The following is a 24,828-nucleotide window of genomic DNA, read 5'->3' on the forward strand; positions in this document are numbered from 1 at the left end:
GTGGCCGAGGTAGCTGACGTGAACGTGCTCATCCGGGAGTTGGACGATCGCATGCAGCACGACTGCCGGCGGCTGTCGGCGTGGCGGGTCGTGCACCGGACGACCGGGCTGTTCTACACCGTGGTGCTGATCTTCGTGCCCGCCGTGCTGGCGGTGGGCTTCACCTCGTCGGAAACGCCGCTGGGCAAGGTGCTGCTGCTCATGGCGGCGGTGGTGGGCGGGCTGAACGTGACGTTCCGGCCCTACCTGCACAGCCTGAACCGCCGCAGCGCCGTGAACACCATGCGCCGGCTGCGCGACGAGTTCCGCGCCGACGTGGCCGCCACGGTCGAGGGCGAGCTGCTGGCCGTCTACCGCAAGTACTCGGCGACCTACGCGACGATCTTCGAGGAGCGCGGCGGCGAGCTGATCGACGGGCGGCTCAGCGTGGAGGAGCCGCCGCCCGACCCGCCGGCCAAGCCTCAGCACTGAACCTCAGCTGCGGGCCGCGCGCACCTTCGCCACGAAGTCGTCCACGCCCTGCCGTGCGACCTCACGTCCGATGAGGTCCAGCGGCAGGTCGTCGAGCCGCTTGAAGCGCACGCAGCTCTTGCCCATGTCGAGCTTCCGCCCGGTCGCCTCGAACTCGGCCCGGAACTCCTGCTCGCGCTCGCCGTACACGCCCATCAGGTACAGCGAGACGTGGTTCTTCTGCGACGCGAGGGACACGTACCCGAGCGGCTGCCCGTTGTAGGTCTTGCCGGACACCTCCAGCGGCACCGAGTAGGTGATCATCCCCCACTGCACGCCCTCGACGTACCCGGCCGGCAGGTTCGCCAGGATCACGTCCCGCACCGCCGACACCGTGGAGCGCCGGTCCTCCGGCAGCTCCGCGAGGTACTCCTCGACCGTCCCGGCCTTGCTCCGGACCACTCCTCACACCTCCGGTCTGCCGGTCCGGGTGGCGCCGATCGACGCCAGCACCACGCAGAACACCGCGACCCACTGCGCGGGGCGCAGCGCCTCGTGCAGCAGGACCAACCCGGCCACCGCCGCGACGGCCGGCTCCAGGCTCATCAGGATGCCGAACACGCGCGGCGGGATCTTGCGCAGCGCCTCCAGCTCCAGCGAGTACGGGACCACCGACGACAGCAGCGCCACCGCCGCGCCCGCGACGAGCACCACGGGGTCGAGCAGCATCGTGCCCGCCTCGGCCACGCCGAACGGCAGCGCCACGGCCGCGCCGACCACCATCGCCAGCGCCAGGCCCTTGCCGTCGGACGTGCGGCTGCCCAGCGCCGCGGTCAGCAGGATGTAGCCGGCCCAGCACGCGCCCGCGCCCGCCGCGAACAGCACGCCGGGCAGCGACAGGCCGCCGTCGACCCTGGTCAGCAGCAGCACGCCGGTCGCCGCGAGCAGCGCCCACACCCCGTCCAGCCAGCGCCGCGACCCGATGACGGCCACCGCCAGCGGGCCGAGGAACTCGATGGTGACCGCCGCGCCCAGCGGGATGTGCTTGATCGCCTGGTAGAAGCTCAGGTTCATGGCGCCGAGCACCAGCCCGTAGCCGAGGACCACCGCGTACGTCCGGTGGTCCAGCCGCAGCGACGGCCGCCACACCGCGAGCAGGATGAGGGCGGCCAGCACGAGCCGCAGCGTGACCGTGCCCGCGGCGCCCGCCAGGGTGAACAGCTGCTTGGCCACGGCGGCGCCGACCTGCACGCTGACCACGCCCAGCAGCACCAGCGCGGGCGGAGGTATCGCGCCGAACGCCTTGGCCGCGATCGTGACCGGCCCGGAGCGGTGGAGCCTGCGTTCGGGGATGCCCTCGACGTGCACTGTGACCACGCGGACATCCTGCCCCAGCCCGCTCACCGAAGTCTCACCTGGACTGTGTGAGGCTCTGCACCGAACCTCTGGGGCAACCAGCCCACCGGGAGTCCAATGCCGTGGGAGAGAGCGAGGGGACCGCTGTGCCGCGTCGGCGTCACGCCGCTTCGATGTTGGTGGCTCTGAGCGCGCTGGCCGCGTGCAGCGCGGGTCCGTCGACCCGGCCGGTGATCGCCGTGCACGGTGACGGCGAGGAGCCGTCGTCCGTCACCACCCCGTCCGGTCCCCGCGAGGTCCCGCCGCTGGAGAGCTACGAGACGCCCGGGCTGTCCTGGTCGTCGTGCACGGACTCCGCGCGTGCCCGGATGGGTGATTCCGCGCCGGCCGGCACGTGGGAGTACGAGTGCTCGCAGCTCACCGTGCGGCTGGACGTGCCGAGCCGTCCCGGGCGGGGCAACTTGGGTATGTCCCTGCTGCGCGTGGGCACGGGCGGCAGCCCCTTGGTGGTGGTCGGCGAGGCGGGCGGCGAGCCTGGGACGTTGAAGGCGGCGCGGCTGGCGGCGAGCCTGCCCGCGACGGTGCTGAGCACGTTCACGCTGATCGGTGTCGACCGGCGGGGCACCGGCGAGTCGGACCCCGTGCAGTGCGTGCCGGACGCGGCGCGGGTCGGGATCGTGGAGGCCGATCCGGGGGCGGAGTCGAACGAGGACCTGGTCGACGCGTACACGTTGGCGAGCCGCGAGTGCGTGCTCGACATGGAGAACCGGTTGCCCGCGGTGGACTCGTGGCGTGCGTCGGCCGATCTCGAGCAGCTGCGCGAGGCGTTGGGCGTGCCGCACCTGAACGCGATCGGGCTCGGTGAGGGTTCGCGGGTGCTGACGCTGTACGCGTCGCGGTTCCCGGACCGGATCGGGCGGATGGTGTTCGACGGCGCGCCGGACCCGACGTTGGACGTGACGGCCGTGATGCAGACGCGGGCGGTGGCGGCGGAGGAGACGTTCTCGGCGTTCCAGAAGGACTGCGTGGTGCGCGGGTGCCCGTTGGGGGCCGGTGCGACCGATCGGTACAAGGCTTTGCTGGACTCGCTGCGGGACCGGCCGTTGCGCGGCGGCGATTTCGACCTCACGCCGGGGACCGCCACGGAGGCCGTGCTGGCCGGCTTGGCGGACCGGTCGCGGTGGGGCGCGCTGGCTGACGCGATCGTGGCGGCGGAGGGTGGTGACGGCGCCAAGCTGGGTGCGTTCATCGAGCCGCTGCTGCTGGAGCGGGACGACGACCCGCCGCGCATCGACGCCGGGATCATCACGGGGTGCAACGACACGACGACCCGCGTGCCGCCGGAGCGGGTGGCGGGTTTGACGGAGGACTGGCGCACCAAGCACCCGATGTTCGGTGCTCACTTCGCGCGCAAGCTGCTGGCCTGCGGCCCGTTCCCGGTGCCTCAGGCGGTGAAGGTGCCGAGGCTCGTGGGGGCGCCGCCGGTGCTCGTGCTGACCACGGCGTCCGACCCGGTCACGCCGCGTGAGGGCGGGGAGCGTGCGGCGCAGGCCCTGCCGGCCGGGGTCGTGGTGGGGTGGCAGGGCGGCGGGCATGGCGCACTCGGCCAGTCGGCGTGCGCGACGAAGGCCGCGGAGGAGTTCCTGGTGGACGCCAAGGTGCCGTCCAACGGCACCGCCTGCCCACCGTGAGGCCGGCACCACGTCACCCGGCACCCCGACCGCAACCCCGCTACCCTGCCCGCGGACCCTCCCGCGTCCCACCCGCCAGGGCCCACGACAACCAAACACGATCGAGTGAACCTGGCCGGAAAGTGTACGGAAACACTGTTCCCGTACCTCGGTTGAAAACCAGCGGACCCGCCGAAACCACCCCCGACCGCCCACCACCCGGCACCCACCACCTGGCAGCCGGCACCCGGCAGCCCGTCAGCCCGTCAGCCCGTCACCCGTCACACCAGCCCAACCAGCCGCCAACCCCCGGACCCTGGCCCCGCCGCCCCGAGCCCTGCACCCGCCGAGCCCGAACGCGACCCCGCCACGAGACGGCCACCGCACACCCTCTCGGCGAACGACGGCCCTGACGCACCACGGACCTGACGACGCCACGGACTCGGCAGCACGGACTCGGCAGCACGAGCCCGACGGCACGACGAGCCCGGCAGCACGAGCCCGGCAGCACGACGAGCCCGGCAGCACGAGCCCGACGGCACGACGAGCCCGGCAGCACGAGCCCGACGGCAGGGCGCCTGACCCCCGCGACATGGCGTGTCCGCAGAGGTGATCCGGGCGCGGAACCCTGGGTGCGAAGTCCCGGCCCGGTGGATCCGGGCCGCGAACCCGAGCGGGCGTTCGGACGGCGCGCGAAAGGCCAGCGGCGGCCGGTAGTCGGCGCGAAAGCTGGCGGTGGGTCGGCGCAAAGGCCGGCGCCGGCGGCGGGGCGGCGCGAAGGGCCGGCGGCGGGCGGTGGGGCGGGCGAAAGACCGGTGGCGCTCGATTGGCGGCGGTGGTCGGTGGTGGTCGTTGGCCCGGACCCCGGCTCGCTGGGGCGGGCCGGGGTCGGGTGGTTGCGGTTTGCGGCCTGCTTGGCAGGCGCGGGATGGACTAGCAGGTGGAGCAGCACCCGCAGCCGGGGCCCGTGCAACCCGAGCACCCGCAGTTGTGGGCTTGAGCGTGCTCAGCGGTCGTGATCTCAACAACCATCTTGTGCCTCCGCGGCGTCGAGGGACTTCGTGCGACCGAAGGTATTTCGACCCCACGGTCCGCCCCTACCGCCGGCCAGGGGAAGTACCCTCACCCGATCGCGGAACGCCAATCATCAATACGTTGCAATACGTGTTCTCGCCAGGTCAGCACCCGCTCCCGCCCGGTCAGCCGGTCAGCTCGTCCAACGCCCGCTGGGCCGCCTCCAGCTCCGCCCGCAGCTGCTCCACCCGCGCGAGGTGGCGTTCGCGGGCCGCGCTGAGCACGCTCTCGACCGCCTCGTCGACCTCCGGCGGCAGCAGCTTCGACGCCTGCGACACCGCCGACGCCGCCACCGGCGCGGCCTTCAACGTGCGCTTCGACCCCCACTGCACGTCGACCGTCCACTCGCCGTCCGCGGTCGACGTGAGCGTCACGGTCACCTCCGCCGGCTTCGCCTGCTTGCGCGCGGCCGGTCGGCGTTCCGCCGGCGCCGCGGGCGCGGCAGGCGCCGGAGCGGGCCTCGGCTTGGGCGGGGCGGGCGCCGGCGTGTAGATGTGCTCCACCGGCGCCACCGGCGGCGGGGTTTCAGCGGCGGGCGCCGGGGTGCGCTTGCGCGGAGCCGGCTTCTCCACGGTCAGTTCGGCCGGCGAGAACGACAGCTCGTCCTTCTCCCCCGTCGGCCGCACCTGGATGAAGTCCCCCTCGGCGGGTTCGGTGAACGCCACCACCTTCGCCGACCGCCCGGCCTCCACCCCGACCGCGGCGGAGGTGAACCAGACCGCGGGCGGTCGGCCCGCGGCCAACTCCGCACGCAGGTGGTCGATGTCCTGCGGGGACAACGAGCTCTGCTTCGCCTTCGCCATCGCCTACCTCCACGACTTGCACAAGATCTGTCGGGTGCAGCTTGCCCTACCCCACCGACAATCCCGCGAGCTGCCGGTCGTGGGCACGTCCCAGCGCCCCCTGCGCGACCACCGATCCCACGAGCGCGAGGAGCATGTCCCAGTGCGTGTCCCACACATCACCTTGCGTGCCAAGGAAGTCCGTCGCCGACTCACCCCCGATCACCGCGCCGGCCCACTCCACGAACTCGTAGCCCGCGCTGACCGCCAGGCACGTGGCCGACACGAGGAAGAACGTCCACCGCCCCGGCCGCAGCGGCGTCCGGCGCAACAAGATCTCCCGCGCCAGCACCGCGGGCACGAAACCCTGCACGAAATGGGCGAACCGGTCGTAGTGGTTGCGGTCGGTCCACAGATCGCCGAACGGCACCTCGGCGTAGGTGTAGTGGCCGCCGAGCGCGAGCACCAGCGCGTGCCCGAAGATCAGCCAGTACGCGAGCGGCGTGAGCGGGAACCGGCGGCGCGTCCACGCCAGCAGGGGCAGCGCGATGAGGATCGGCGCGACCTCCAGCAGCCAGGTGACGTAGCTCTTGGGCCGGATGGCCGACACCGCGACCGCCACCACGACGAGTACCGCGAGGGTGACCGGCAGGCGGTCCCTTGGCTGCATCCGGCGATCCTGCCACCAACGGGCCGCCCCGCGCATCAGTCCACAGTGGACGAGCGGCGGAGGACAACGCCCCCGCCGCCCGCGCGACCCCTAGATCGGGTTGCCGTTCGTGCCGCAGATGCGACCCGCGTTGACGCAGTTCCGCACCCGTCGTTCCAGTTCCGGCTGGTCCCACGCGTTGATGAAGTCACCGTGGAAGGTGTACCCCGGCGCGTTGGTCACGTTCACCCCGTTCACCGTCCCGCCCAGCGACAGCCCGCCGCCGTTGACCGGGTAGGTGATCAGGAACTCCAGCCTCGGCAGGACCACGTTGTGCGTGGACGGGCACGACCCGTTCCAGAACACGATGTGGTCCTTGTGGTTGGCGCTGTCCAGGTCCCGGCCGTTCCAGCAGGTCGGGAAGTCGAGGTAGGTCTCCAGCTTGGTGCCGGCCGGGCAGTTCATGAAGTCCCGGCTCGACGGCGACTGCGTGGTGCACGACCACCGCGCGGACGGGTTCTGGTCGGGGCTGGTCGCCCGGGCGTTGCCGACGACGTACCGCAGGTCCGGCGGGTACGCGACGGCGCGTTGCATGTCGTGGATGCCCTGGTAGTACACGGTGACGCTCTCCGGCGCGACCGGCTGCCCGTTCTTGTAGAGCGTGGGCACCCAGTAAGCGGACAGGTCGACCAGCGGGTCGCACGTGGTGCCCGCCGCCTTGAGCGACGTGTACGTGGACGACGCGTTGGTCGACCGGTTGCCGAAGAACTCGTGCACGTGCGACACGCCGGTCTGGTTGGGGTAGATGATCGGGTCGTTGCCGGACCGGTGGCTCGCGCGGCAGTTGGCGCGGAACTCCGACGCGGCCTGGATGCCGGCCTGCTGTTCGATGGCCGCGGCCTGGTGCGCGTCCGGTGCGGCCGGGTGGTTGTCGTGGTTCACCAGGGGGCCCGCGCCCGCCGGCTGGTAAGCGACCACCGACCCGATCAGGGCCAGTGCCAGCGCGACGGACGCGGCGCCGATGACACCTCTCAATCTCGCGTTCATCCGATCTCCTCCGGGTGGAGCGGGATGCGGCGGCAGGTCTAGGAGCCGAACGTGATCCAGTTGACGTTGACGAAGTCGGCGGGCTGGCCGCTGGTGAAGGTGAGGTAGACGTCCTGCTTGCCGGTCAGGCCGGCGATGTTGGCGGGCACGGTGCGCCAGCTCTGCCAGCCGCCGGTGTTGGCGATGGCGAAGCTGCCCAGCGGCGCGGCCGTGGGGCTGCCGACGCGGACCTCGACCAGGCCGCTCACGCCACCCGCCGCGCCGCTGGCGACCCGGGCGATGAACTGCCGCCCGGTGCGGGAGCCGAAGTCGACGCCGCGGAAGAGCGCCCACTCGCCTTTGGCGATGCCGGCGATGTTCTGGCCGCCGCCGCTGTCGGTGGTCGTCTCCTTGAACACGCCCTTGTGCTCGTCGTAGGACTCGGCCTGGATCGTGGCGAAGGCGTCCCGGCTCACGGGCGGAGCGGTCGTGGTCGTGGTGGTGGTGGTCGTCGTCGTGGTCGTAGTAGTGGTGGTCGTCGTCGGGTTCACGCCACCGGAGCCGGAGTCGACGCCGCTGCCGGCCGGCCCGCGCCACGCGGTGGACGACGCGGGCACGGACAGGGTCTGCCCGTCGGAGAACGTCACGGTGGCCGTCGTCGTGCCCGGGTTGTAGGCCACGTAGGTGCGGGCGCCGTTCTTGCTCAGCACGGCGTGCGTCGGCACGTTCGCGGTGACGGACGTGTCGGGCGTGCCGTAGGTGTTGAGCGACGTGATCCAGTGGTAGGCGTGCGCCCGCGAGTCGCCGTCCTCCGGCGGCAGGCCGGAGCCGTAGTTCGCCAGCGCCTGCGCCGGGTCGGCGAGCGCGAGGAACTGGGTGATGACGTCCTTCCACTCGACCTCGGTGCCGCCGTTGTTGGCGCGCAGCTCGTTGACGTTCTGGAGGATGTCGGCCTTGTAGTCCGCGTGGTACAGCGAGCCGCCGGTGATCGGCAGCATGTTGATGCCGTGGATCTCCTCCGGGTTCGCCGTCCACCACGTGCTGTAGCTGGCGCCCGCGCCCCACACCATGCCGACCGTGCCGTGCTGGAAGGACGCCGGGAACACCGTGTCGTCCTTGTCGAACCAGTACTGGGCGATCGTGCTCTCCTGCGTGGTGTGCAGGTAGATGCCCGCGTCGCGCAGCGCGGTGTCACCGGTCGCCTGGCCGAACAGCACCGCGGCGGTGGCGAACATCATGCCCTCGGACGAGGACTCCTCGTTGTTGCCGTGCGCGAAGCCGGCGTGGCCGGACGCCCAGCCGTGGCCCGCGTAGGCGTCGAAGTTGCGCAGGAACGGGAAGCGCGACTCGCCGCGGTCGTAGTTGTTGGCGTCCTTGACCAGCAGCTTGACCATGCCGCCGTACCGGGAGTCGGAGGCCCAGGTCGGGTCGTGCTGCGCCAGGACGGCGGCGGCCAGCACGTAGTAGCCGGCGTGGAAGTGGTGGTCGTTCAGCTCGGCGTCGGTGCCGTAGGAGGCCTTGTAGCCGGTCAGCGCGCCCCACGTGGCGTCGTAGACGAAGTGGTTGCCCGCCTCGCCGGACGACGCGGTGAGCCAGTCGGAGAGCCGGTCGCGGACCATGCCGAGCAGCCGGTCGCGGCCGTCGGTGTAGCCGATCTGGTTGGCCACCCGGGCCAGCGCCGCCAGGCGCCACAACGCCTTGCCGGTCCAGTAGGTGTCGCCCGCGCCCTTCCACGGGTCGGCGGCGTTGAGCTCCTGGTCGATCTCGGCGCGCAGGCGGTTCTTGTCGGCTGCCGAGGACAGGGGGAGCGCCGGCAGGACGCCGTTGAACGTGCTGCGGGTCGTGAACGACGAGCCCTCGCGCAGCCGCATCTCACCGCGCGGCGAGGTGTAGCGGTAGCCGGTGACGGTGTCGGTGGAGTTGAGCCACTGGTGCCGGTAGAGGGCCTGCAGGGTGCCGGTCTGGGTTCCCTGGCGCGCCGTGGTCGTGGCCGTGTAGGTGGCCGTGAGCTGGGCGTTCGCCGAGTTGTACGTCCAGTTGACCTTCGTGTCGGTCACGAACGAGAACGCGTAGCGCTGGAACAGCGAGAGCGCGTCGCGGCTCGGCAGCACGGCCACCGAGAAGAAGGCGGCCGACGAGGTGGCCTCGGCGGTGCCGACGACGTTCCAGTTGCTCGGCGAGAACAACGCGTAGTCGCGGCCGTTGATCGTGACGCCGAGGGTGGTGCCTGTGTTGCTCCAGATCGTGGTGGCGCCGTTGAAGCCGACCCTGGCCGCGCCGCCGGTGGCCTCCGCGTACACGTACGGCGAGCCGTGGCCGATGGTCGTGCGCAGGGTGCGCGTCCCGTCGGTCCACAGTGGACTGACCGTCCAGTCGGACCAGCCGTCGACCTGGGTGCGCGGCGCGTTGAGGCCGCTGACGCCGACGAACAGGTCGTCGGTGTGCATGAACTCGTAGAACCGGCCGTCCGGGGTGATGTTCGGGCTGGTCGGGTAGCCGACGCCGAGGCCCTGCGCCGCCGCGTGGAACGTCAGCGGGTGGGCGTACATGTTCTCGGAGTACGGGTTGCCCGGATAGCGCTGGAAGGCCAGCGACGACCACCAGTCGTTGGTCGGGACCGGGCGGCCGGCCATCCGGGCGGTGACCTTCGGCGTCACGGGCGCGCCGTTGGAGTCGGACGGGCCGACCGCGCCCGCCGGGCGGGTGGTGGCGTAGCTGCCTGCGCCGACCGTGACGGCGCTTGCCGTTCCGGGCAGGGCGAGGGGGATCGCGGCAGCCGCGGCCACGGCGACCGCGAGGGCCGCCAGGTGGGGGCGGATTGAACGCACAGGGACCTCCAGCAGGGACTCACAGCTCTGTGAGAGCGCTCTCACGCAAGCCAAACGGTAAACCGCAGGTGAGGCGTGTGTCTACGGTTGGCCGCTACTGACTCTGTCAAGAGCCGGGCTGGTCCTCGACGCGGAGGCGGTACTCGCAGCCGTACTCGACGGCGTACTGGAGGTCGTAGTGGTGCACGATCTTCGGGCCGCCGTGCAGGTGGACGTGGGTGACGGTCGGCTTCGGGGACTCGGGCGGCTTCGCGTGCGAGTCGACCCGGCCGTCGAGGGGACCACCGACGAACCGCACCACGTACGCCTGCGTCATCGGCCTGCCTCCCTCTCTTCGGCGTTGCCCCCATGGTACGAGAGGACCAGTCGGATCGCGGCTGAACCGCTGCCGGAAACAGCCGGTCGGCCGAAGGTCAGGTCCGGAACCAGTGGTCGGCCAGGTCGTCGAGCGTGGTCGCGCCGGTCGGCACCTCGCGCAGGTACCGGGCGACGTTCGAGTAGACGTGCAGCAGCGTGCAGGCCGGCACCTTGCGCGGGTCGACCGTGCGGCCGTAGCCGTCGTGCAGCGCCTTGTTGGCCGCGCGTTCGCCGCGGGTGAGGAAGACGCCGGTGGCGACGAACTCGTACTCGCGGGCGGCGCGCATCGCGGGCTCGAAGTCGAACAGGCCGGTGAGGCGGCCCTCGTCGACCAGCAGGTGGGCGCTCATCACCTCGGTGTGCGCCGGCACGAGTTCCGGGTGCCCGAGGTCGACGGAGTCGAGGAAGTCGGGTACCTGCTCCAGCCACCCGGGCGCGAGCCCGCGGTCACGCTGCCGCGCGACGCACGGCGGGAGGCTGGAGCGTTCCCGCGGGGTGGGCGAACGATTACCGGTCCTCGCCCGACTGCTCGTCGGCTGTCTCCTCGTCGGTCTTCAGCGAGCCGTCCTCGCCGAGGCCGACCCTGTCCAGCACCCCCCAAATGGCGTGGGCGACGGCCGCGTAGTCGCGGGCGGGCACGTCGGCGGGCAGCAGGACTTCGAGGCGTCGGGCGTTCATGCGGCCACCCTGCTCCCAGCCCACCGGGCCACGCGATCCCCCGTCCGTGGCGGGTGGACCACGAGTCCTCCCGCGTCCTCGCCGCACGGCCGCCCGACGTGCGCACTCCGGCGGCCGACCGACCCGCCTCCCGCCCCCTCGGGTCGGCCGCACACCACCCGGGCAGGTGACCGTCAGTCGCCGAAGATCCTGGTCGGGTCCCCGGTGAACCAGGCGTTGTCGATGCGGAGGCGGCGGATCACCCACCGCTCGCCGTCCCGCACGAGGACCACGTCGTAGGGGTTCTTCAGCAGCGCGAACACGCCGTGGTCGGCGGCGAGCAGGTGCTGCGCCTCGACCAGCGCGGTCAGCCGCGCGGTGTCCCCGTCGACCGCGATCCGGGCGTTGGTCACCTGGTGGGTGGTGTCGACCCGTCCGGTGAACATGCCCAGGACCGTGGTCACGATCGCGTCCCGCCCGGACATCAGCGGCGGTCGCGCGCCCCACTTCGCGGCGGCGGGCCGGAAGTCCAGCTCGGCGTCGGCGGCGAAGGCCGACGCGAACAGCGCCCGGTCCTTCAGGTCCTGCCCGAGGCCGAAGCGGTGCAGCGCGTCGAGGACCTCGACCCGGTCCCGCAGCTCCCGCACCACCGCCTCGCCATCGCCGGCGGACAGCGCGCGGTCATCGGTGACGTGCATCAGGTGCTCCTGTCGAAGGTTGATCGGCAGGTCCACCCTGCGGCCGGCGGGATCCGGGAACAACGCCGCGTCGTGCCACGATCGTGAAGCGACGGTTGACGATGCGGAGGTGCGGGCGTGCTCGAACGACACGAGATCGACGCGTTCCTCACGCTTGCCGAGGAGCTGCACTTCGGCCGCACCGCCGAGCGGCTGCACGTGTCCACCGCCCGGGTCAGCCAGACGATCCGCAAGCTCGAACGGCGCGTCGGAGTCCCGCTGTTCGACCGGACCAGCCGCCGCGTGGAGCTCTCGCTCGCCGGACGTCGGCTGGAGGAGGACCTGCGGCCGGCGTGGCACCAGGTCGCCGCCGCGCTCGCCCGCGCGATCGAGGCCGGCCGGGGCTTCACCGGGACGCTGCGGGTGTGCTTCACCGGAGCCGCGGGCGGCCAGCTGCTGGTCGGCGTCACCGAGCTGTTCCGACAACGCCACCCCGACTGCGACGTCGAGATCAGGGAGGCGCAACCGGCCGATCTCATGCCGTGGCTGAGGGACGGCACCGTCGACCTCGCGCTGACCACGTTCCCCGTGCTCGAACCGGACATCACCACCGGACCGGCCCTGGTCTCGGAGGCCAGGTTCCTCGCCGTGCCGATCGGGCACCCGTTCGCGTGCCGCGACCGCCTCTCCGTCGAGGACCTGGCCACCGTTCCGGTGCTCCGGCTGCCCGACACGCTGCCCGAGTCCCTGCGCGCCGACCACGCCCCGGCGACGACCCCCGCGGGCCTGCCGATTCCGGCCGGGCGGTCGGCCGCGACGTTCCAGGAGCTGCTCACCCTGGTCGGCGCCGGGCACGGCGTCCTGCCGGTGGGCGCCAACGTCCGCCGCTACTACGCCCGCCCCGACACCGCCTACGTCCACCTGCACGACGCGCCACCCGTGCACTGGGGCCTGCTCTGGCGCACCGACAACGCCACCGCCCGCGTCCGCGCCTTCAGCACCGCCGCCGACGACTACGTCACCGCGCGCTGACGACGTCACCCGGAGATCGTCACGCGGCCTCGTGCACGCGCTGGACGGTCGGACGGGCAACCGGCCTGACTCCCGCGCTAGTTCCGCTTCCGCGACGGCTGCACGCGCGGCGGTTCGCCGGGCATCTTCGGGTAGTCCGGCGGGTAGGGCATCTCGCCCCGGTCGTCGGCCTCGTACCACTCCAGCAGGCGCTCGATGCCGAACGCCTCGTCGTCCAGGGACGCGTGCGGGTCGCCGTTCTCGGCCAGGTAGGCGGGCACGGTGAGGACGTCGAAGTCGTCCGGGTCCACAGTGGACAGGCGGTCCCACGTCACGGGGGTCGACACGGTGGCGCGAGGCGTGCCGCGGACCGACCAGGCGGACGCGATGGTGCGGTCGCGGGCGGCTTGGTTGAAGTCGAGGAAGACCCGTTCGCCGCGCTCTTCCTTCCACCACGACGTGGTCGCCTTGTCGGGCACGCGCCGTTCCACCTCACGTGCCAGCGCGATCACCGCGTGCCGGACGTCCACGAAGTCCCACTCTGGCCGGATGCGCACGGCCACGTGGATGCCACGACCGCCGGACGTCTTCGGGTACCCGGTGAACCCCAGCTCCTCCAGCACCTCCCGCAGCACCATCGCGACCGCGACCGCGTCCCGGAAGTCGGTGCCCGGCTGGGGGTCGAGGTCGACGCGCAGCTCGTCCGGCCGATCGGTGTCCGCACGCCGCACGGGCCACGGGTGGAAGTCGAACGTGCCCAGGTTCGCCGCCCACGCGAGCACCGCGGGCTCGGTCGGGCACACCTCGTCCGCGGGTCGCCCGGAGGGGAACTTGATGCGCGCCGTCTCCACCCACTCGGGCGCCCCCTTGGGCAACCGCTTCTGGTAGAACGCCTCCCCGGTCACCCCGTCGACGTAACGCTTCAGGGTGGTCGGCCGGTCGCGCAGCACGCGCAGCAACGGCTCCGCGACCGCCAGGTAGTACTCGACCACCTGGATCTTGGTGATCCCACGCTCGGGGAAGTAGACCTTGCCCGGGTTGGACACCCGCACCACGCGTTCGCCTACGTTCAGTTCCACAGCCTGGGCCACGCGGGCGAGCCTAACAACGAACCACGTGCCCAGCGCGATGATCGCCCGACACGGCCGTGACCACGAACACCACCCTCCACATCGCCCACACCGGTCCGGTGCGCGGGCTCAGCCGGGCGCTCGCGCCGCCAACCCGGTGACGAACGCCTCCAGCGCCAGCTCGAAGCTGTCGTGGTCCAGCTCGCGGGCCACGGCGGGCAGGAGGTGGGCCTTGTCCAGGTTCGGGTACCGGTCGCGGTAGAAGGTCTGGTCTTCCGAGAAGCCGCTGGAGAACGAGCTCAGCGCCGCGCCGAACACCAGGTACATCAACGACGCCGCGATCATCGTCGCCTCGCGCCGCGACCAGCCCGCCGAGACCAGCCCGCCGTGCACGACGTCCAGCCGCCGCAGCGACGCCTCGCGGTGCGCCGGCCCGTACGCCAGGAACGGCACGATGTTGGGGTGCGCGGCCAGCGCCGCCCGGTAGGAACGGGCGCAGCTGCGCAGGCCGTGCCGCCAGTCGCCGCCCTCGAAGCCGGACACGTCGACCCGCTCCAGGATCCCGGCGGCCACCTCGTGCAGCAGGTCGTCCTTCGTGCTCACGTGCCCGTACAGCGACGCGGCCTGAACTCCCAGCTCAGAGGCCAGTTTGCGCATCGACAGGCCGTCGAGCCCGTCCCGGTCGATGATGTGCAGCGCGGCGGTCCGGATGCGCGAGGCACTCAGGATCGGGCTCCTCGGCATGTCCGCTCCCCTTGCCTGTGGTCGATTCCGCGCCTAGGTTAGATAACCTAACACCGTTCGGTTAGGAGGTCACCCCGGTGGATCTGCGCATCTCCGACGAACACCGGCAGCTCAAGGAGCTGGCACACCGGTTCACCGAGGAGCGGATCGTCCCGCACGCCACGCGCTGGGACCGGGACGAGGCCATCGACCGCGACCTGGTGCCCGCCCTGGGCGACGTCGGTTTCCTCGGTCTCGGCATCGACGAAGCGTACGGCGGCTCGGGCGGCGACCACCTGGCGTACTGCCTGGTGCTCGAGGAGGTCGCCCGCGGCGACTCGGCCGTGCGCGGCATCATCTCCGTCTCCCTCGGCCTGGTCGGCAAGACGATCGCCAAGCACGGCACGGAGGCGCAGAAGCAGCGGTGGCTGCCGGGCCTGTGCTCGGGCCGCGAGCTGGGCTGCTTCGGCCTGACCGAGCCGGGCACCGGCTCCGACGCCGCGTCACTGGCCACCAAGGCCGTCCGCGACGGCGACGACTGGCTGATCACCGGGCGCAAGGTGTTCATCACCAACGGGACGTGGGCCGACGTGGCGCTCGTCTTCGCCCGAACGGGTGGTCCCGGCCCGAAGGGCATCACCGCGTTCCTGGTGCCGACCGACTCGCCCGGCTTCACCGCCACGGAGATCCGCGGCAAGCTCGGGATGCGCGGCCAGGCCACCGCCGAACTGACCCTCGACCAGGTCAGGGTGAGCGACGCCGACCGGCTCGGCGACGAGGGCGCGGGCTTCAAGCTGGCCATGGCCGCCCTCGACCGGGGCCGGATGTCCGTCGCCGCCGGGTGCGTCGGCGCCGCCCGCGGGGCGCTGGAGGTCAGCGTCGCGTACGCCAAGCAGCGCGAGCAGTTCGGCAAGCCCATCGCCGGTTTCCAGCTCGTGCAGGAACTCCTGGCCGACATGGCGGTGGAGACCGACGCGGCACGCCTGCTCACGTGGCGGTGCGCGGACCTCGCCGACCGCGGCGAGCCGTTCGGCACGGAGGCGTCCATGGCGAAGCTCTACGCCAGCGAAGCCGCCGTGCGCGTGGCGAACAACGCCATCCAGGTCTTCGGCGGGTACGGCTACGTCGACGAGTACCCCGTCGGCAAGTACTTGCGGGACACCCGCGTGACGACCCTCTACGAGGGCACCAGCCAGATCCAGAAATTGCTCATCGGCCGGGCGCTGACCGGCGTCAACGCGTTCGCGTAGAGGGAGGACGGCATGGACTTCACGCTCGACGAGGAGCAGAAGGAGATCCGCGACTGGGTGCGGACCTTCGTGCGCAAGGAGGTGGCGCCGCTGGAGCCGGAGGTGCTGCGCCGCGAACGCCTCGGTCAGCCCGGTCTGACGCGTGACGAGCTCAAGGAGCTCCAGGACAAGGCCAAGGCGGCGGGCTTCTTCGGCGTGCTCACGCCCCAGGAGTACGGCGGCATGGGCCTGGGCGCGCTCATGACGGCGCTGTTGGAGGCCGAGCTGGGCCGCACGTTCGTGCCGTTCCGGTTCGGCGGGTACGCGGACAACATCCTGTTCCACGGCAACGAGGAGCAGAAGCAGCGCTACCTGCTGCCCACGATCTCCGGTGAGCGGGTGTCGTGCTTCGCGATCACCGAGCCGGGCGCGGGTTCCGACGCCAAGGCCATCCGCACGTCCGCCCGCAAGGAGGGCGGCGAGTGGGTGATCAACGGCGAGAAGACGTTCATCACGCAGGGCAACGAGGCCGACTTCGTGATGGTGTTCGCGGTGACGGACAAGGAGAAGGGCGCGGACGGCGGCGTCACGTGCTTCCTGGTCGACCGGGACATGGGCTGGAAGTCCGAGCCGATCCCGACCATGGGCCAGTGGGGTCCGGCCGCGCTCGTGTTCGAGGACGTCCGCGTGCCCGAGGAGAACGTGCTCGGCGAGGTCGGTCGCGGGTTCAACCTGGCCATGCAGTGGATCGGCCAGGGCCGCTACCTGCTGCCCGCGCGGGCGCTCGGCTCGTGCGAGCGGCTGGTGGAGATGGCCATCGAGCAGGCGAAGACCCGGGTCACGTTCGGTCAGCCGATCGCCGAGTACCAGGCCATCCAGTGGATGATCGCGGACTCGGCGGTGGAGATCGAGGCGTTGCGCTGGCTCGTGCTTCACGCGGCGTGGCTGGTCGACCAGGGCGCGGACTCGCGGCAGGCGCAGTCGATGGCGAAGCTGTACGGCGGCATCAAGGCGAACGAGATCGTGGACCGGGTGCTGCAGATCCACGGCGGCATGGGCTACACGCGCGAGCTGCCGATCGAGCGCTGGTACCGGGAGCTGCGGCTGCTGCGCATCTACGAGGGCACGGACGAGATCCAGCGCCGCACGATCGCCCGCAACCTGCTCAAGGGCCACGCGAAGGTGACGGGGACGCTCGGCTGACCTGCTTCGGTCGGGCTTGACGGGGTCGCCGGCTCCGCCAAGCCCGACCGGCCCCCGTCAAGACCACCCGGTCGTGATCTTGCCACTGTCGAACGCCAGTTCGAGAATGGACCCATGACCAACAGAGGTAGGGCAGACCCCACCAGGGCTCGGGGAGCGCGCACCAGGGACTGAGCGCGATCACCCGACCACGATGAGTGCATGCGATCACGACCGGCGCTCTTCCCGTCCGACCTGACGCGTCAGCGCATCACGACACCCGCGGGCACGTTCGACGCCGTCGCGACCGGCCCCAGCACCGGCCGCAAGGTGTTGCTCCTGCACGGCGCGCTGGAGTGCGGGATCGAGTGGCGGCACCAGTTGCGGGCGTTGGCGGCCCACGGGTACCGGGCGGTCGCGCCGGACCTGCGCGGCTACTCACCGGGCGTGCGGCCGCGCCGGGCAAGCGCGTACGGGCTGGACCACCTGGTGCGGGACGTGGTCGAGCTGGCGGACGCGCTGGAGTGGACGAGGTTCGACCTGGTCGGGCACGGCTGTGGCGCGATGGCGGCGTGGGTCGCGGCGGCGAGGTTCCCGCTGCGGGTGCGCACGGTGACGGCGGTGTCCGCGCCGCACCCCGGCGCTCTCGCCGCGGCGGTGCGCACGGACCCGGACCAGCGTCGTCGGTGGGCCCGCCTCGTCCGCCTGCCGGAGCCCGGTGTCGCGGAACGCGCCCTGCTGGCGGACGACGGCGCGCGGCTGCGTGCCGGCTGGCCGTCGGCGATCCCGCCGGAGCGGGCGGCGCAGTACGTGCGGAAGCTGGCCGAGCCGGGCGCGCTGACCGCGGCGCTGAACTGGTACCGGGCCAACGACTTCACCGAGGGAACCGCCGCGGACCTCACCGACCTCCACCGCCCGGTCTCGGTGCCCACCCGGTACCTGTGGGGCGAGGAGGACGAGATCATCTCGCCCGACACTGCGCAGAACGCGGCGCGGTGGACCACCGGCCCGTACTGGTTCGAGGTGCTGCCGGGCGTCGGCCACTTCGTGCCGGAGGAGGCCGCGGAGGAAACGACCCTGCACCTGCTCGACCACCTGGCCACCTACTGACCCACCCCCGACCGAACCGCCAGAAGCCCTCACCTCCACCGCCGGCCCAACCCACGCCGCCGCCGATGCACACGACCGCCCCGGTTCGACCCGACCCACTGCGCCCGACCCGTTGGCGGCGGACCCGGCACGCCCGATCCATTGCCGCCCGAGCCGTTGCCACGCGGACCCAGAGCGGGCCGGGAGCCGGCTGGAGCCTTGTCAGCCGTAGTCGGCGAAGATCCGGCGTTCGATGCCGTCGACGGTGATGTCACCGCCGTGCGGAAGGATCCACTGCGGCCTGGTGTGGCCGAACGGAACGCCGACGCAGACGACCGCCTCGGGGTGGTAGCGGCTCACCACCTCGACGACCGCGTCACGCTGCTCGGCCCGCAGCCGCGCCCGGTCCGCAGCAGGCGGCCGGCGGGTGAAATCCGACACCGGCGGCCGGGCCACCAGGACCGCGTCCACCGCGCCGAGGACGCCGCGTTCGCCGAGCGAGCGGACGATCCAACCGACGTTGCGCGCCGGCAGGAGTTCCTCCGACGTCTCGATGATGAGCACGCCGCCCTGCAGAACGTCCGGCGGGAACGGGAACCGGCCGGCGGTCAGGATCCACTCGATCACCTCCAGGCAGCCGCCCCAGGCGCGGCCGGTCACGGAGCGGGCCGGGCCGTGCCAACTCCAGGGCTCCGTCGCCTCCCGATCACCGAAGGACTCCAAGGCGCGCGGGTCGGCCCAGTCGATGCCGACGTCCTCGGACTCACCCGGATCGGTGATCTCCAGGCGCTCACCGGTCAGCAGGGCCGCCCGCAGCGACCGGGCGTGGACGTCGTCCACGGCGGGTCCGGGGCCGAGGTGGACCTGGGAGGAGCCGCCGTAGAAGCTCGCGATGCCGTTCGCCCAGAGCCAGTGGTGCAGGTTGGTGTTGTCGCTGGTGCCCAGGAACGGCTTGGGATCCGCCCGGGCGAGGTCCGCGCGCAAGTGCGGGATCACGGTGATCTGGTCCTCACCGCCGACCACGGCGAGGATGCCGCGGATCTGCGGGTCCGCGAACGCGGCGTTGACGTCCGCGGCGCGCGCCACAGGTGTCGCCCCGACGTCCCGCGTCGTCGGGTACTCGACCGGAATGAGGCCGGTCACCTCGGTGAGCCGGCGCATCGCCTGCTCGTGCACCTCGGGAAAGGCGCCTGCGGCCGCGAACGACGGAGAGAGGACCGCGATGCGATCACCCGGTCGGGCCTTCGGCGGGTGGACGAGGTCGAGCGCCATGCCGAAGATCCAAACACGACTGCGGCGGATGCGCGCTCCCCCGCCGAGCGGCCGTCAGGCCAGGCTGGTGAGCATCTGGGCGCAGACGCGGGCCAGGTGCTTGCGCATCACGTCGGACGCGCGGGACGGGTCGGTGGCGGCGATGGCGGCCACCAGGGCGTCGTGGTCGTCCAACGACGCGTGCTGGTGCGGCGGGTCGTCGCGCAGACCGCTGCGCAGCAACACCACCCGCTGCTGCGCCAGCCGCACCTGCTCGGCGATCCGAGGGCTGCGCGCCGCGTCCAGCAACGCCTGGTGGAACGCCAGGTCCAACCGGTACGGGAAGCGCTCACCGGCCGAGTACGCCCGACGCGACTCCTCGCACACCGCGCGCAGCCGCACGACGTCCGCCTCGGTCCGCCGTGACGCGGCCAGCTCGACCGCCGCGCACTCCAGCGCGGTCCGCAGCTCGAACAGCGCCCGCACGTCGGCCTCGTCCGAGATCGGCACGGAAGCGCCCCGGTGCGGCGCCAGGACCAGCAGCCCCTCGGACGCCAGGTGCCGGATCGCCTCGCGCAGCGGTCCCCGCGAGATCCCGAGCCGCTGGGCCAGCTCGACCTCGTTCACCCGCGCCCCGGGCGGAATGTCGCCGGTGAGCACCAGCTCGCGCAGCACGTCCACGGCCTGACCGGCCAAGCTCAGGTGCAAGGGGGGTCTGACGTGCTCACCGCCGGGCGCCGCCTCGTGGCTAGACCGCGTCCGGGGAGCGTCCTGCTTCATCACCGACCACCACCCGGGCACACCAGAACGTGCGCGCCGGCATCGCCCGCCGAGCCACCTCGGGCTCCAGCCGGTGGCGACACGTGACCAGCACAGTGATCAATATAGCGAACCGGCCCGCGGCGGGAGCGAGGCTCACCGACGGCTCGGAACATGCCACGTGTCACGAACGTCTCCTAGCGCACCGGGTCGCCAACGATGTTAACTGTCGACAGTTGGCAGCGCACACGCGCACAGGGTGGAGGTACCGGCATGGCACACGAACTGGTCGCCGAGGTCTGGCGTGGCGAGTTCCTCGAGTCCGTGCACCACGGCTCCGTCATCGCCCTCGACCGCACAGGCCGCGAAGCGCTGGCGCTCGGCCGCCCGCACGACACCGCCTACCCGCGCTCGTCCAACAAGCCGATCCAGGCGCTGGCCATGCTCCGCCACGGCCTCGACCTGAAGGACGAGCTGCTCGCCCTGGCCTGCGCGAGCCACTCCGGCGAGGACTTCCACGTCGACGGCGTCCAGCGCATCCTGCACGCGCACGGCCTGACCGAGGCCGACCTCCAGTGCACCCCCGACCTGCCGATCGGCGAGGACGCCCTCCGGTCCCACCTGGCCGCGGGCCGGGCCAAGGCGCCGGAGTACATGAACTGCTCGGGCAAGCACGCCGCCATGCTCGCGACCTGCGTCGTCAACGACTGGTCGACCCGGGACTACCTCGACCCCGCCCACCCCCTCCAGCGGGCCATCCGCGACACCCTCGAGGAAGTGGCCGGCGAGCGCGTCGGCGCGGAGGGCGTCGACGGCTGCGGCGCGCCGTTGCTCGGCATCAGCCTCACCGGCCTCGCGCGGGCGTTCGCCAAGCTGGCCGGCGCGCAGGACGGCCCGGAGCACCGGATCGCGCAGGCCATGAACGCCTACCCGGAGTGGGTCGGCGGCACGGGCCGCGACGTCACGAAGCTGATGCGGGCGATCCCGGGCGCGGTCGCCAAGGACGGCGCGGAGGGCGTCTACGCGATCGGCCTGCCGACCGGCGAAGCCGTGGCGTGCAAGATCGCGGACGGCTCCAGCCGCGCCAGGGCGGTGGTCCTGGTGGCCGCGTTGCGCAAGCTGGGAGTGGACGCGCCGGACGAGTTGGCCACGTTCCCGGTCCTCGGCCACGGCAGGCCGGTCGGCGCGGTCCGGCCGTCACCCGTCCTGGCGAGTTGAGCCGCCCGGCCGCTTGAAACGCCGGCTACGCTGGGTCCCATGGCCAGCGCCAGAGCCGCCGACGCACCGGACGATCGCCCACTGGGCAGCATCGACGACGAGCTGATCGGACTCGACCCCGACGACCCCGAGACGAGGGCGTTCGCCGAGCACCTCGGCCGGATGCAGCAGCAGCCACCCAGCTTCACCATCGAGGGCACGGTCGCGGGCGTCGGGCAGTTCGCGGACTCGGCGAACCGGGCGGGCGGCCTGCGCAGGCTCACCGCGGTCGTCGTGGTGGGCCTCATCCTCCTGGGTGTGCTGGTCAGCGTCTGGTACTACCTGGGCACCCTCGTCTGGGTGTTCTTCTACTGACTTCCGCCGACGTTTCGGCCGCCGCGGTTTCGACTAACGTGGAGGTATGGAACCTGTCGTCGGCGCCACCCCGAAGGTGGTCCACTCGGAGCTGGAGTGGCGGGAGATCCTGACCCCCAAGGAGTACGCGGTGCTGCGCGACGCGGGCACCGAGCCGGCCTGGGTCGGCGAGTACACGGACACCAAGACCGAGGGCGTCTACGAGTGCCGCGCGTGCGGCGCGGAGCTCTTCCGCAGCGACACGAAGTTCGACTCGCACTGCGGCTGGCCGTCGTTCTTCTCGCCGCTGGCCGGTGACGCGGTGATCCTGCGTGAGGACCGCGCGCACGGCATGGTCCGAACGGAGGTGTTGTGCGCCACGTGCCACAGCCACCTCGGGCACGTTTTCGAGGGTGAGGGCTACGCCACCCCCACGGATCAGCGCTACTGCATCAACTCGGTGAGTTTGCGTCTGGTCGAAACCCCCGGTGGTCGAGCAGACTGAAGGCGCTACTCCGAATGATGACTGATCCACTCCAGGAGGAATCATGCGCATCTTCAAGGGCACTGACGGCGAAGGCTCCGGCGGCGTGGACGGCGCGTCGTCCTCCTGACGGACCACCGGCGAACCGGCCAACCCTAAGGCTTGCTCAAGCCCCCTTGCTGGAGTGTGGCCTGGCGCACACGATTGCCTCCTAGCTGGTGGACCTGGTTCCACCGAGGGCCACAGGGGGTGGACCGTGGAGCGACCGTGGGGGCTTTCAGGCCCGGAATTCCTTGAGCTGTACTGGATCGCGCTGGCCGGGTCACTGGTCTTCGCGATCTTCGTCCGAGTGCGCCTGCGGGGGACGCGGGGAGACGCCCCCGCGGGTGCGCTCGGGTTGCTGGACATCGCTTACCTGACCGGCGGGCCACGTCGAGTGGTCGAGACGTCGGTCGCGTCGCTCATCGACTCGGGCGCCCTGGTGGCCGCCCGCAACGGGGCCGTGCGCCTCGTCGGCTCGCCCGTCGCCGACCACCCGGTCGACCAGGCCGTGCTCGCCGACGCGAAGCGCTACCGCTACCGGACGTTGACGCTGCTCATCACCTCGGTGTCGGAGAAGGACGCGCCGCGCGAGGTCGGCCGCCGGCTGTCCGAACAGGACTACCTGGTCGCGCCGGACGTGCTGAAGAGGCGGTTGCGGACGGGTGTCGCGCCGATGGCGCTGTTGTTCGTCGTCGGTGTCGCGCGCTGGATCACCGAGCTGGCGGTCGGCGCGCCCGAGTGGACGATGTCGTGGCAGCTCGTGCTGACGGGCTTGCTGATCTGGGGGTTGTCGCAGGCGGCTCCGTGGACGCGCACCGCCAAGGGGCGCGACGCGGTGGCGAAGGCTCGCGCAGGCGAGATCACCGGGGGGTGGGGAGGGACCAGCTCGGCGAACGCCGCCGAGCTGGTCGCTCTCAACGGTTTCACCAGCCACCCGAGCATCACGTTGCGTGCCGCCGCACGGCCGCGTCCGCCTGCTCGGAAGGCGTCGCGCGGTGCTCGCGCGAGCAGCGCGTACAGCGCGACGAGCGGCGGCAGCACCTGCAGCGGCGGCGGTGGCAGCAGTTGCAGCAGCAGTAGTGGGAGCAGCTGCGGTGGCGGGAGCAGCTGTGGCGGCGGGGGCGGCTGCGGTGGTGGCGGCGGGGGCTGACGGGGTTCTTACGCTTCCGTGACCACGGCCGTCATCGGCCTGACGGCTCCTAGGGTGGCGGCCATGACGTTCCTGTGGTGGTACGGCCCGGCGCTCGTCGCCGCGGTGCTGGTGGGCCTGCGGTGGAAGCGGGTCGCCGGCGACGTGCCCGACCGGCCGCTGTCGTTCGAGGAGATCGGTTACCTCGGTGGTGGCCCGGTGCGGGCGGTCGAGGTGGCGTTGGCGGGGTTGGTGGCCGAGAACCGGGCGCGGGTGTCCGGTTCGGTGGCCGCGGCGGTGCCCGGCGAGGAGCAGCCGGCCACCGCGTTGCAGGCGGTCGTGCTCGCCCGGCTCACGCCGCCGCGTGACCTGGACGAGCTCGTGGTCGGCGCGGCCACCAGCGGTCCCGCCCGGCAGATCGGGCAACGCCTGGTCGCGGGCGGTCTGCTGGTGTCGCCGCGGCGGCGGTTGGCTCGGGCGGTGCTGTCGGTCGTGCCGGTGGCGGCGCTCGTGGTGGTGGCTGTTCTCGCAGGTCCGGGCGGGTGGGTGACGGTCACCGCGCTGTCGGTCACAGGCTTGCTCGGAGTCCTGCTGCTGTTGGGTCCGCCGCCCGTCCTGACCAGGAGGGGCGCGTGGGCGTACGAGGAGGCCACGGCGGGCCTCGCACCGGTCGACCCGGCCGAGGTGACCGCCCGCTACGGCCTGGTCCGCACGACGTCGCGCACCGCCGGACCGCCCGTGCCGCGCAAGGGGTCGGCACGGGCGGAGACGGCGGTGTTCGACGGCGAACGGGCGGAACCGATCGCACCTGCGGAAACGTCACAGGCACCGCTACCGCGGCGCAGGCGTGCCGTGGTGGTCGAACCGCAACGCTGGCAGCGGCGCAACGGCTGGCTGGTGGCAGGCGGGTGGTTCGCCGGTGGGTGGTTGGCCGCGGAGTGGTTGGAGGGCGATGACGGTGGCGACTCAGTGGACGCCGACTTCGGCGGGTTCGGCGGGTTCGACACCTGAGCCGGGGCCCGAGCAGCAGGGCTTGCTGGTCGGCGGGCCGGGCCGCGCGGCCGAGGTCGCGGTGGTGTCGCTGGTCGAGGCGGGCGCCGTGCGGATCTCCCGCGAGGGCTTGGTCTCGGTGGTCGGACGGCCGGGTCACGGCTGGAGCCCGTTGCAGGCGTACGTGCTGCGCTCCGCGCCGAGGACGCTGGGCGAGCTGATCACCGCGACGGCGTGGAGCGCGGAGGCCCAGTCGCTGCGGCAGCACCTCGTGGACGTCGGCCTGGTCACGCCGCCCGGTCGGCGCAAGGCGCTGCGCACGCTGCGCCTGCTCGTGGTGGCCGCCGTCGTGGTCACGATGATCGTGGCGGGCGCGCTCGACCTGCCGTTCGCGTTGGCCTTCTTCACGGCGGTGGCGGGGGCGGTGGTGGCGGTGGTGCTCGGGCGGCTGAGTCGTCCGCTGACCGCCCGGGGACGGCAGGTGGTGCGGGCGCTGAAGCAGGTGGCCGTCTCGCCGAACCGGATCGCGCTGGTCGCCTACTACGGGCTGCTGGGCAAGGTCGAGCGCCACCACGTGTGGGAGGTGCTGGGCATCGCACCGGCCGCGGCGGCGACACTGCGACGGCGATCGCGCGGCAGCGGGTCGGACGGCGGCGCGTCGTGCGGCGGTGGGTGCGGCAGTTGTGCCAGCAGCAGTTGTGGCGGGAGCAGCAGCAGCAGTTCCGACAGCGGCGGCTCGTCGTGCGGTGGTGGCGGTTGCGGCGGCGGTGGCGGCGGCGACTGATCGGGTCG

Annotated in this window: 25 protein-coding genes and 1 pseudogene; 12 read left to right on the forward strand and 14 right to left on the reverse strand. The window is 72.1% G+C overall.

Annotated features, from left to right (window positions below):
• Nucleotides 1–471 carry a hypothetical protein gene (locus ABTZ99_RS06075; protein ID WP_499608546.1) on the forward strand — a complete coding sequence of 157 codons (471 nt, stop codon included), beginning with the start codon at nt 1–3 and terminating at the stop codon, nt 469–471.
• Between the two features lie 3 nt (nt 472–474).
• Here ABTZ99_RS06075 and ABTZ99_RS06080 read toward each other — a convergent pair whose 3' ends face one another.
• Both ABTZ99_RS06080 and ABTZ99_RS06085 read right to left on the reverse strand, forming a co-directional pair.
• Nucleotides 475–912: an iron chaperone gene (locus ABTZ99_RS06080; protein ID WP_498782692.1), complete on the reverse strand. Its 438-nt coding sequence runs from the start codon at nt 910–912 to the stop codon at nt 475–477.
• A gap of 3 nt (nt 913–915) precedes the next feature.
• The gene (locus ABTZ99_RS06085) at nt 916–1,818 is read right to left on the reverse strand and encodes an EamA family transporter (protein WP_499608624.1); all 903 of its coding nucleotides are present in this window, start codon (nt 1,816–1,818) and stop codon (nt 916–918) included.
• Nucleotides 1,819–1,979: 161 nt separating this feature from the next.
• Between ABTZ99_RS06085 and ABTZ99_RS06090 the strand changes: the two genes are divergently transcribed.
• The gene (locus tag ABTZ99_RS06090) at nt 1,980–3,497 is read left to right on the forward strand and encodes an alpha/beta fold hydrolase (RefSeq protein ID WP_498782695.1); all 1,518 of its coding nucleotides are present in this window, start codon (nt 1,980–1,982) and stop codon (nt 3,495–3,497) included.
• A 1,178-nt stretch (nt 3,498–4,675) separates the two neighbouring features.
• Here the strand turns inward: ABTZ99_RS06090 and ABTZ99_RS06095 are convergent.
• From ABTZ99_RS06095 to ABTZ99_RS06130, 8 genes and pseudogenes are all read right to left on the reverse strand, one after another.
• Nucleotides 4,676–5,353 carry a DUF6319 family protein gene (locus ABTZ99_RS06095; protein ID WP_498782697.1) on the reverse strand — a complete coding sequence of 226 codons (678 nt, stop codon included), beginning with the start codon at nt 5,351–5,353 and terminating at the stop codon, nt 4,676–4,678.
• 46 nt (nt 5,354–5,399) lie between these two features.
• A complete protein-coding gene (locus ABTZ99_RS06100; RefSeq protein ID WP_498782699.1) occupies nt 5,400–6,002 on the reverse strand; it encodes a DUF2238 domain-containing protein in 603 nt (200 codons plus the stop codon).
• 90 nt (nt 6,003–6,092) lie between these two features.
• A complete protein-coding gene (locus ABTZ99_RS06105; RefSeq protein WP_498782701.1) occupies nt 6,093–7,028 on the reverse strand; it encodes a DUF1996 domain-containing protein in 936 nt (311 codons plus the stop codon).
• A gap of 38 nt (nt 7,029–7,066) precedes the next feature.
• Entirely contained in the window at nt 7,067–9,835 is a 2,769-nt protein-coding gene (locus ABTZ99_RS06110; RefSeq protein ID WP_499608551.1) for a glycosyl hydrolase, read from the reverse strand.
• A gap of 106 nt (nt 9,836–9,941) precedes the next feature.
• Nucleotides 9,942–10,151 (reverse strand): DUF8847 domain-containing protein, encoded by a 210-nt coding sequence (locus tag ABTZ99_RS06115; RefSeq protein ID WP_230571353.1) that lies wholly within the window; start codon nt 10,149–10,151, stop codon nt 9,942–9,944.
• A 97-nt stretch (nt 10,152–10,248) separates the two neighbouring features.
• Nucleotides 10,249–10,647: pseudogene (locus ABTZ99_RS06120) on the reverse strand (phosphotransferase); the annotation flags it as partial.
• A 52-nt stretch (nt 10,648–10,699) separates the two neighbouring features.
• A complete protein-coding gene (locus tag ABTZ99_RS06125; RefSeq protein ID WP_498782706.1) occupies nt 10,700–10,870 on the reverse strand; it encodes a hypothetical protein in 171 nt (56 codons plus the stop codon).
• A gap of 173 nt (nt 10,871–11,043) precedes the next feature.
• A complete protein-coding gene (locus ABTZ99_RS06130; protein WP_499608554.1) occupies nt 11,044–11,547 on the reverse strand; it encodes a nuclear transport factor 2 family protein in 504 nt (167 codons plus the stop codon).
• 117 nt (nt 11,548–11,664) lie between these two features.
• Between ABTZ99_RS06130 and ABTZ99_RS06135 the strand changes: the two genes are divergently transcribed.
• The gene (locus ABTZ99_RS06135) at nt 11,665–12,558 is read left to right on the forward strand and encodes a LysR family transcriptional regulator (protein WP_499608556.1); all 894 of its coding nucleotides are present in this window, start codon (nt 11,665–11,667) and stop codon (nt 12,556–12,558) included.
• Between the two features lie 77 nt (nt 12,559–12,635).
• Here the strand turns inward: ABTZ99_RS06135 and ligD are convergent, their stop codons facing one another.
• Together ligD and ABTZ99_RS06145 are read right to left on the reverse strand one after the other, a co-directional pair.
• On the reverse strand, nt 12,636–13,628 hold the full coding sequence (ligD, locus tag ABTZ99_RS06140; RefSeq protein WP_499608558.1) for a non-homologous end-joining DNA ligase: 993 nt from the start codon (nt 13,626–13,628) through the stop codon (nt 12,636–12,638).
• Nucleotides 13,629–13,736: 108 nt separating this feature from the next.
• Nucleotides 13,737–14,351, reverse strand: coding sequence for a TetR/AcrR family transcriptional regulator C-terminal domain-containing protein (locus tag ABTZ99_RS06145; RefSeq protein WP_498782712.1), 615 nt, complete (start codon nt 14,349–14,351; stop codon nt 13,737–13,739).
• A gap of 77 nt (nt 14,352–14,428) precedes the next feature.
• Here ABTZ99_RS06145 and ABTZ99_RS06150 point away from each other — a divergent pair, with 77 nt between their 5' ends.
• The 3 genes from ABTZ99_RS06150 to ABTZ99_RS06160 all read left to right on the forward strand — a co-directional run bounded on the left by ABTZ99_RS06150 (nt 14,429) and on the right by ABTZ99_RS06160 (nt 17,851).
• The gene (locus ABTZ99_RS06150) at nt 14,429–15,580 is read left to right on the forward strand and encodes an acyl-CoA dehydrogenase family protein (protein WP_498782714.1); all 1,152 of its coding nucleotides are present in this window, start codon (nt 14,429–14,431) and stop codon (nt 15,578–15,580) included.
• Between the two features lie 12 nt (nt 15,581–15,592).
• Nucleotides 15,593–16,762 (forward strand): acyl-CoA dehydrogenase family protein, encoded by a 1,170-nt coding sequence (locus tag ABTZ99_RS06155; RefSeq protein WP_498782716.1) that lies wholly within the window; start codon nt 15,593–15,595, stop codon nt 16,760–16,762.
• 201 nt (nt 16,763–16,963) lie between these two features.
• Nucleotides 16,964–17,851 (forward strand): alpha/beta fold hydrolase, encoded by an 888-nt coding sequence (locus ABTZ99_RS06160; protein WP_499608562.1) that lies wholly within the window; start codon nt 16,964–16,966, stop codon nt 17,849–17,851.
• A 201-nt stretch (nt 17,852–18,052) separates the two neighbouring features.
• Here ABTZ99_RS06160 and ABTZ99_RS06165 read toward each other — a convergent pair whose 3' ends face one another.
• Together ABTZ99_RS06165 and ABTZ99_RS06170 are read right to left on the reverse strand one after the other, a co-directional pair.
• Complete coding sequence (locus ABTZ99_RS06165; protein WP_499608564.1) at nt 18,053–19,102, reverse strand: S66 family peptidase; 1,050 nt, start codon at nt 19,100–19,102, stop codon at nt 18,053–18,055.
• Between the two features lie 54 nt (nt 19,103–19,156).
• Nucleotides 19,157–19,861 (reverse strand): GntR family transcriptional regulator, encoded by a 705-nt coding sequence (locus ABTZ99_RS06170; protein WP_499608566.1) that lies wholly within the window; start codon nt 19,859–19,861, stop codon nt 19,157–19,159.
• A 252-nt stretch (nt 19,862–20,113) separates the two neighbouring features.
• Between ABTZ99_RS06170 and ABTZ99_RS06175 the strand changes: the two genes are divergently transcribed.
• The 6 genes from ABTZ99_RS06175 to ABTZ99_RS06200 all read left to right on the forward strand — a co-directional run bounded on the left by ABTZ99_RS06175 (nt 20,114) and on the right by ABTZ99_RS06200 (nt 24,820).
• Nucleotides 20,114–21,058, forward strand: coding sequence for an asparaginase (locus tag ABTZ99_RS06175; RefSeq protein ID WP_498782724.1), 945 nt, complete (start codon nt 20,114–20,116; stop codon nt 21,056–21,058).
• 39 nt (nt 21,059–21,097) lie between these two features.
• Entirely contained in the window at nt 21,098–21,412 is a 315-nt protein-coding gene (locus tag ABTZ99_RS06180) for a hypothetical protein (RefSeq protein WP_498782726.1), read from the forward strand.
• Between the two features lie 46 nt (nt 21,413–21,458).
• Nucleotides 21,459–21,896 (forward strand): peptide-methionine (R)-S-oxide reductase MsrB, encoded by a 438-nt coding sequence (msrB, locus tag ABTZ99_RS06185; protein WP_498782728.1) that lies wholly within the window; start codon nt 21,459–21,461, stop codon nt 21,894–21,896.
• A 235-nt stretch (nt 21,897–22,131) separates the two neighbouring features.
• Nucleotides 22,132–23,067, forward strand: a complete 936-nt coding sequence (locus ABTZ99_RS06190; protein ID WP_499608569.1) for a TIGR04222 domain-containing membrane protein — start codon at nt 22,132–22,134, stop codon at nt 23,065–23,067.
• 63 nt (nt 23,068–23,130) lie between these two features.
• Entirely contained in the window at nt 23,131–24,057 is a 927-nt protein-coding gene (locus ABTZ99_RS06195; protein ID WP_498782732.1) for a TIGR04222 domain-containing membrane protein, read from the forward strand.
• The gene (locus tag ABTZ99_RS06200; protein ID WP_499608571.1) at nt 23,999–24,820 is read left to right on the forward strand and encodes a TIGR04222 domain-containing membrane protein; all 822 of its coding nucleotides are present in this window, start codon (nt 23,999–24,001) and stop codon (nt 24,818–24,820) included. The genes ABTZ99_RS06195 and ABTZ99_RS06200 overlap by 59 nt, the downstream gene beginning before the upstream one ends.
• Nucleotides 24,821–24,828 lie beyond the last annotated feature (8 nt).

The sequence above is a fragment of the Actinosynnema sp. NPDC002837 genome, from assembly GCF_040295345.1.
Classification (GTDB): domain Bacteria; phylum Actinomycetota; class Actinomycetes; order Mycobacteriales; family Pseudonocardiaceae; genus Actinosynnema.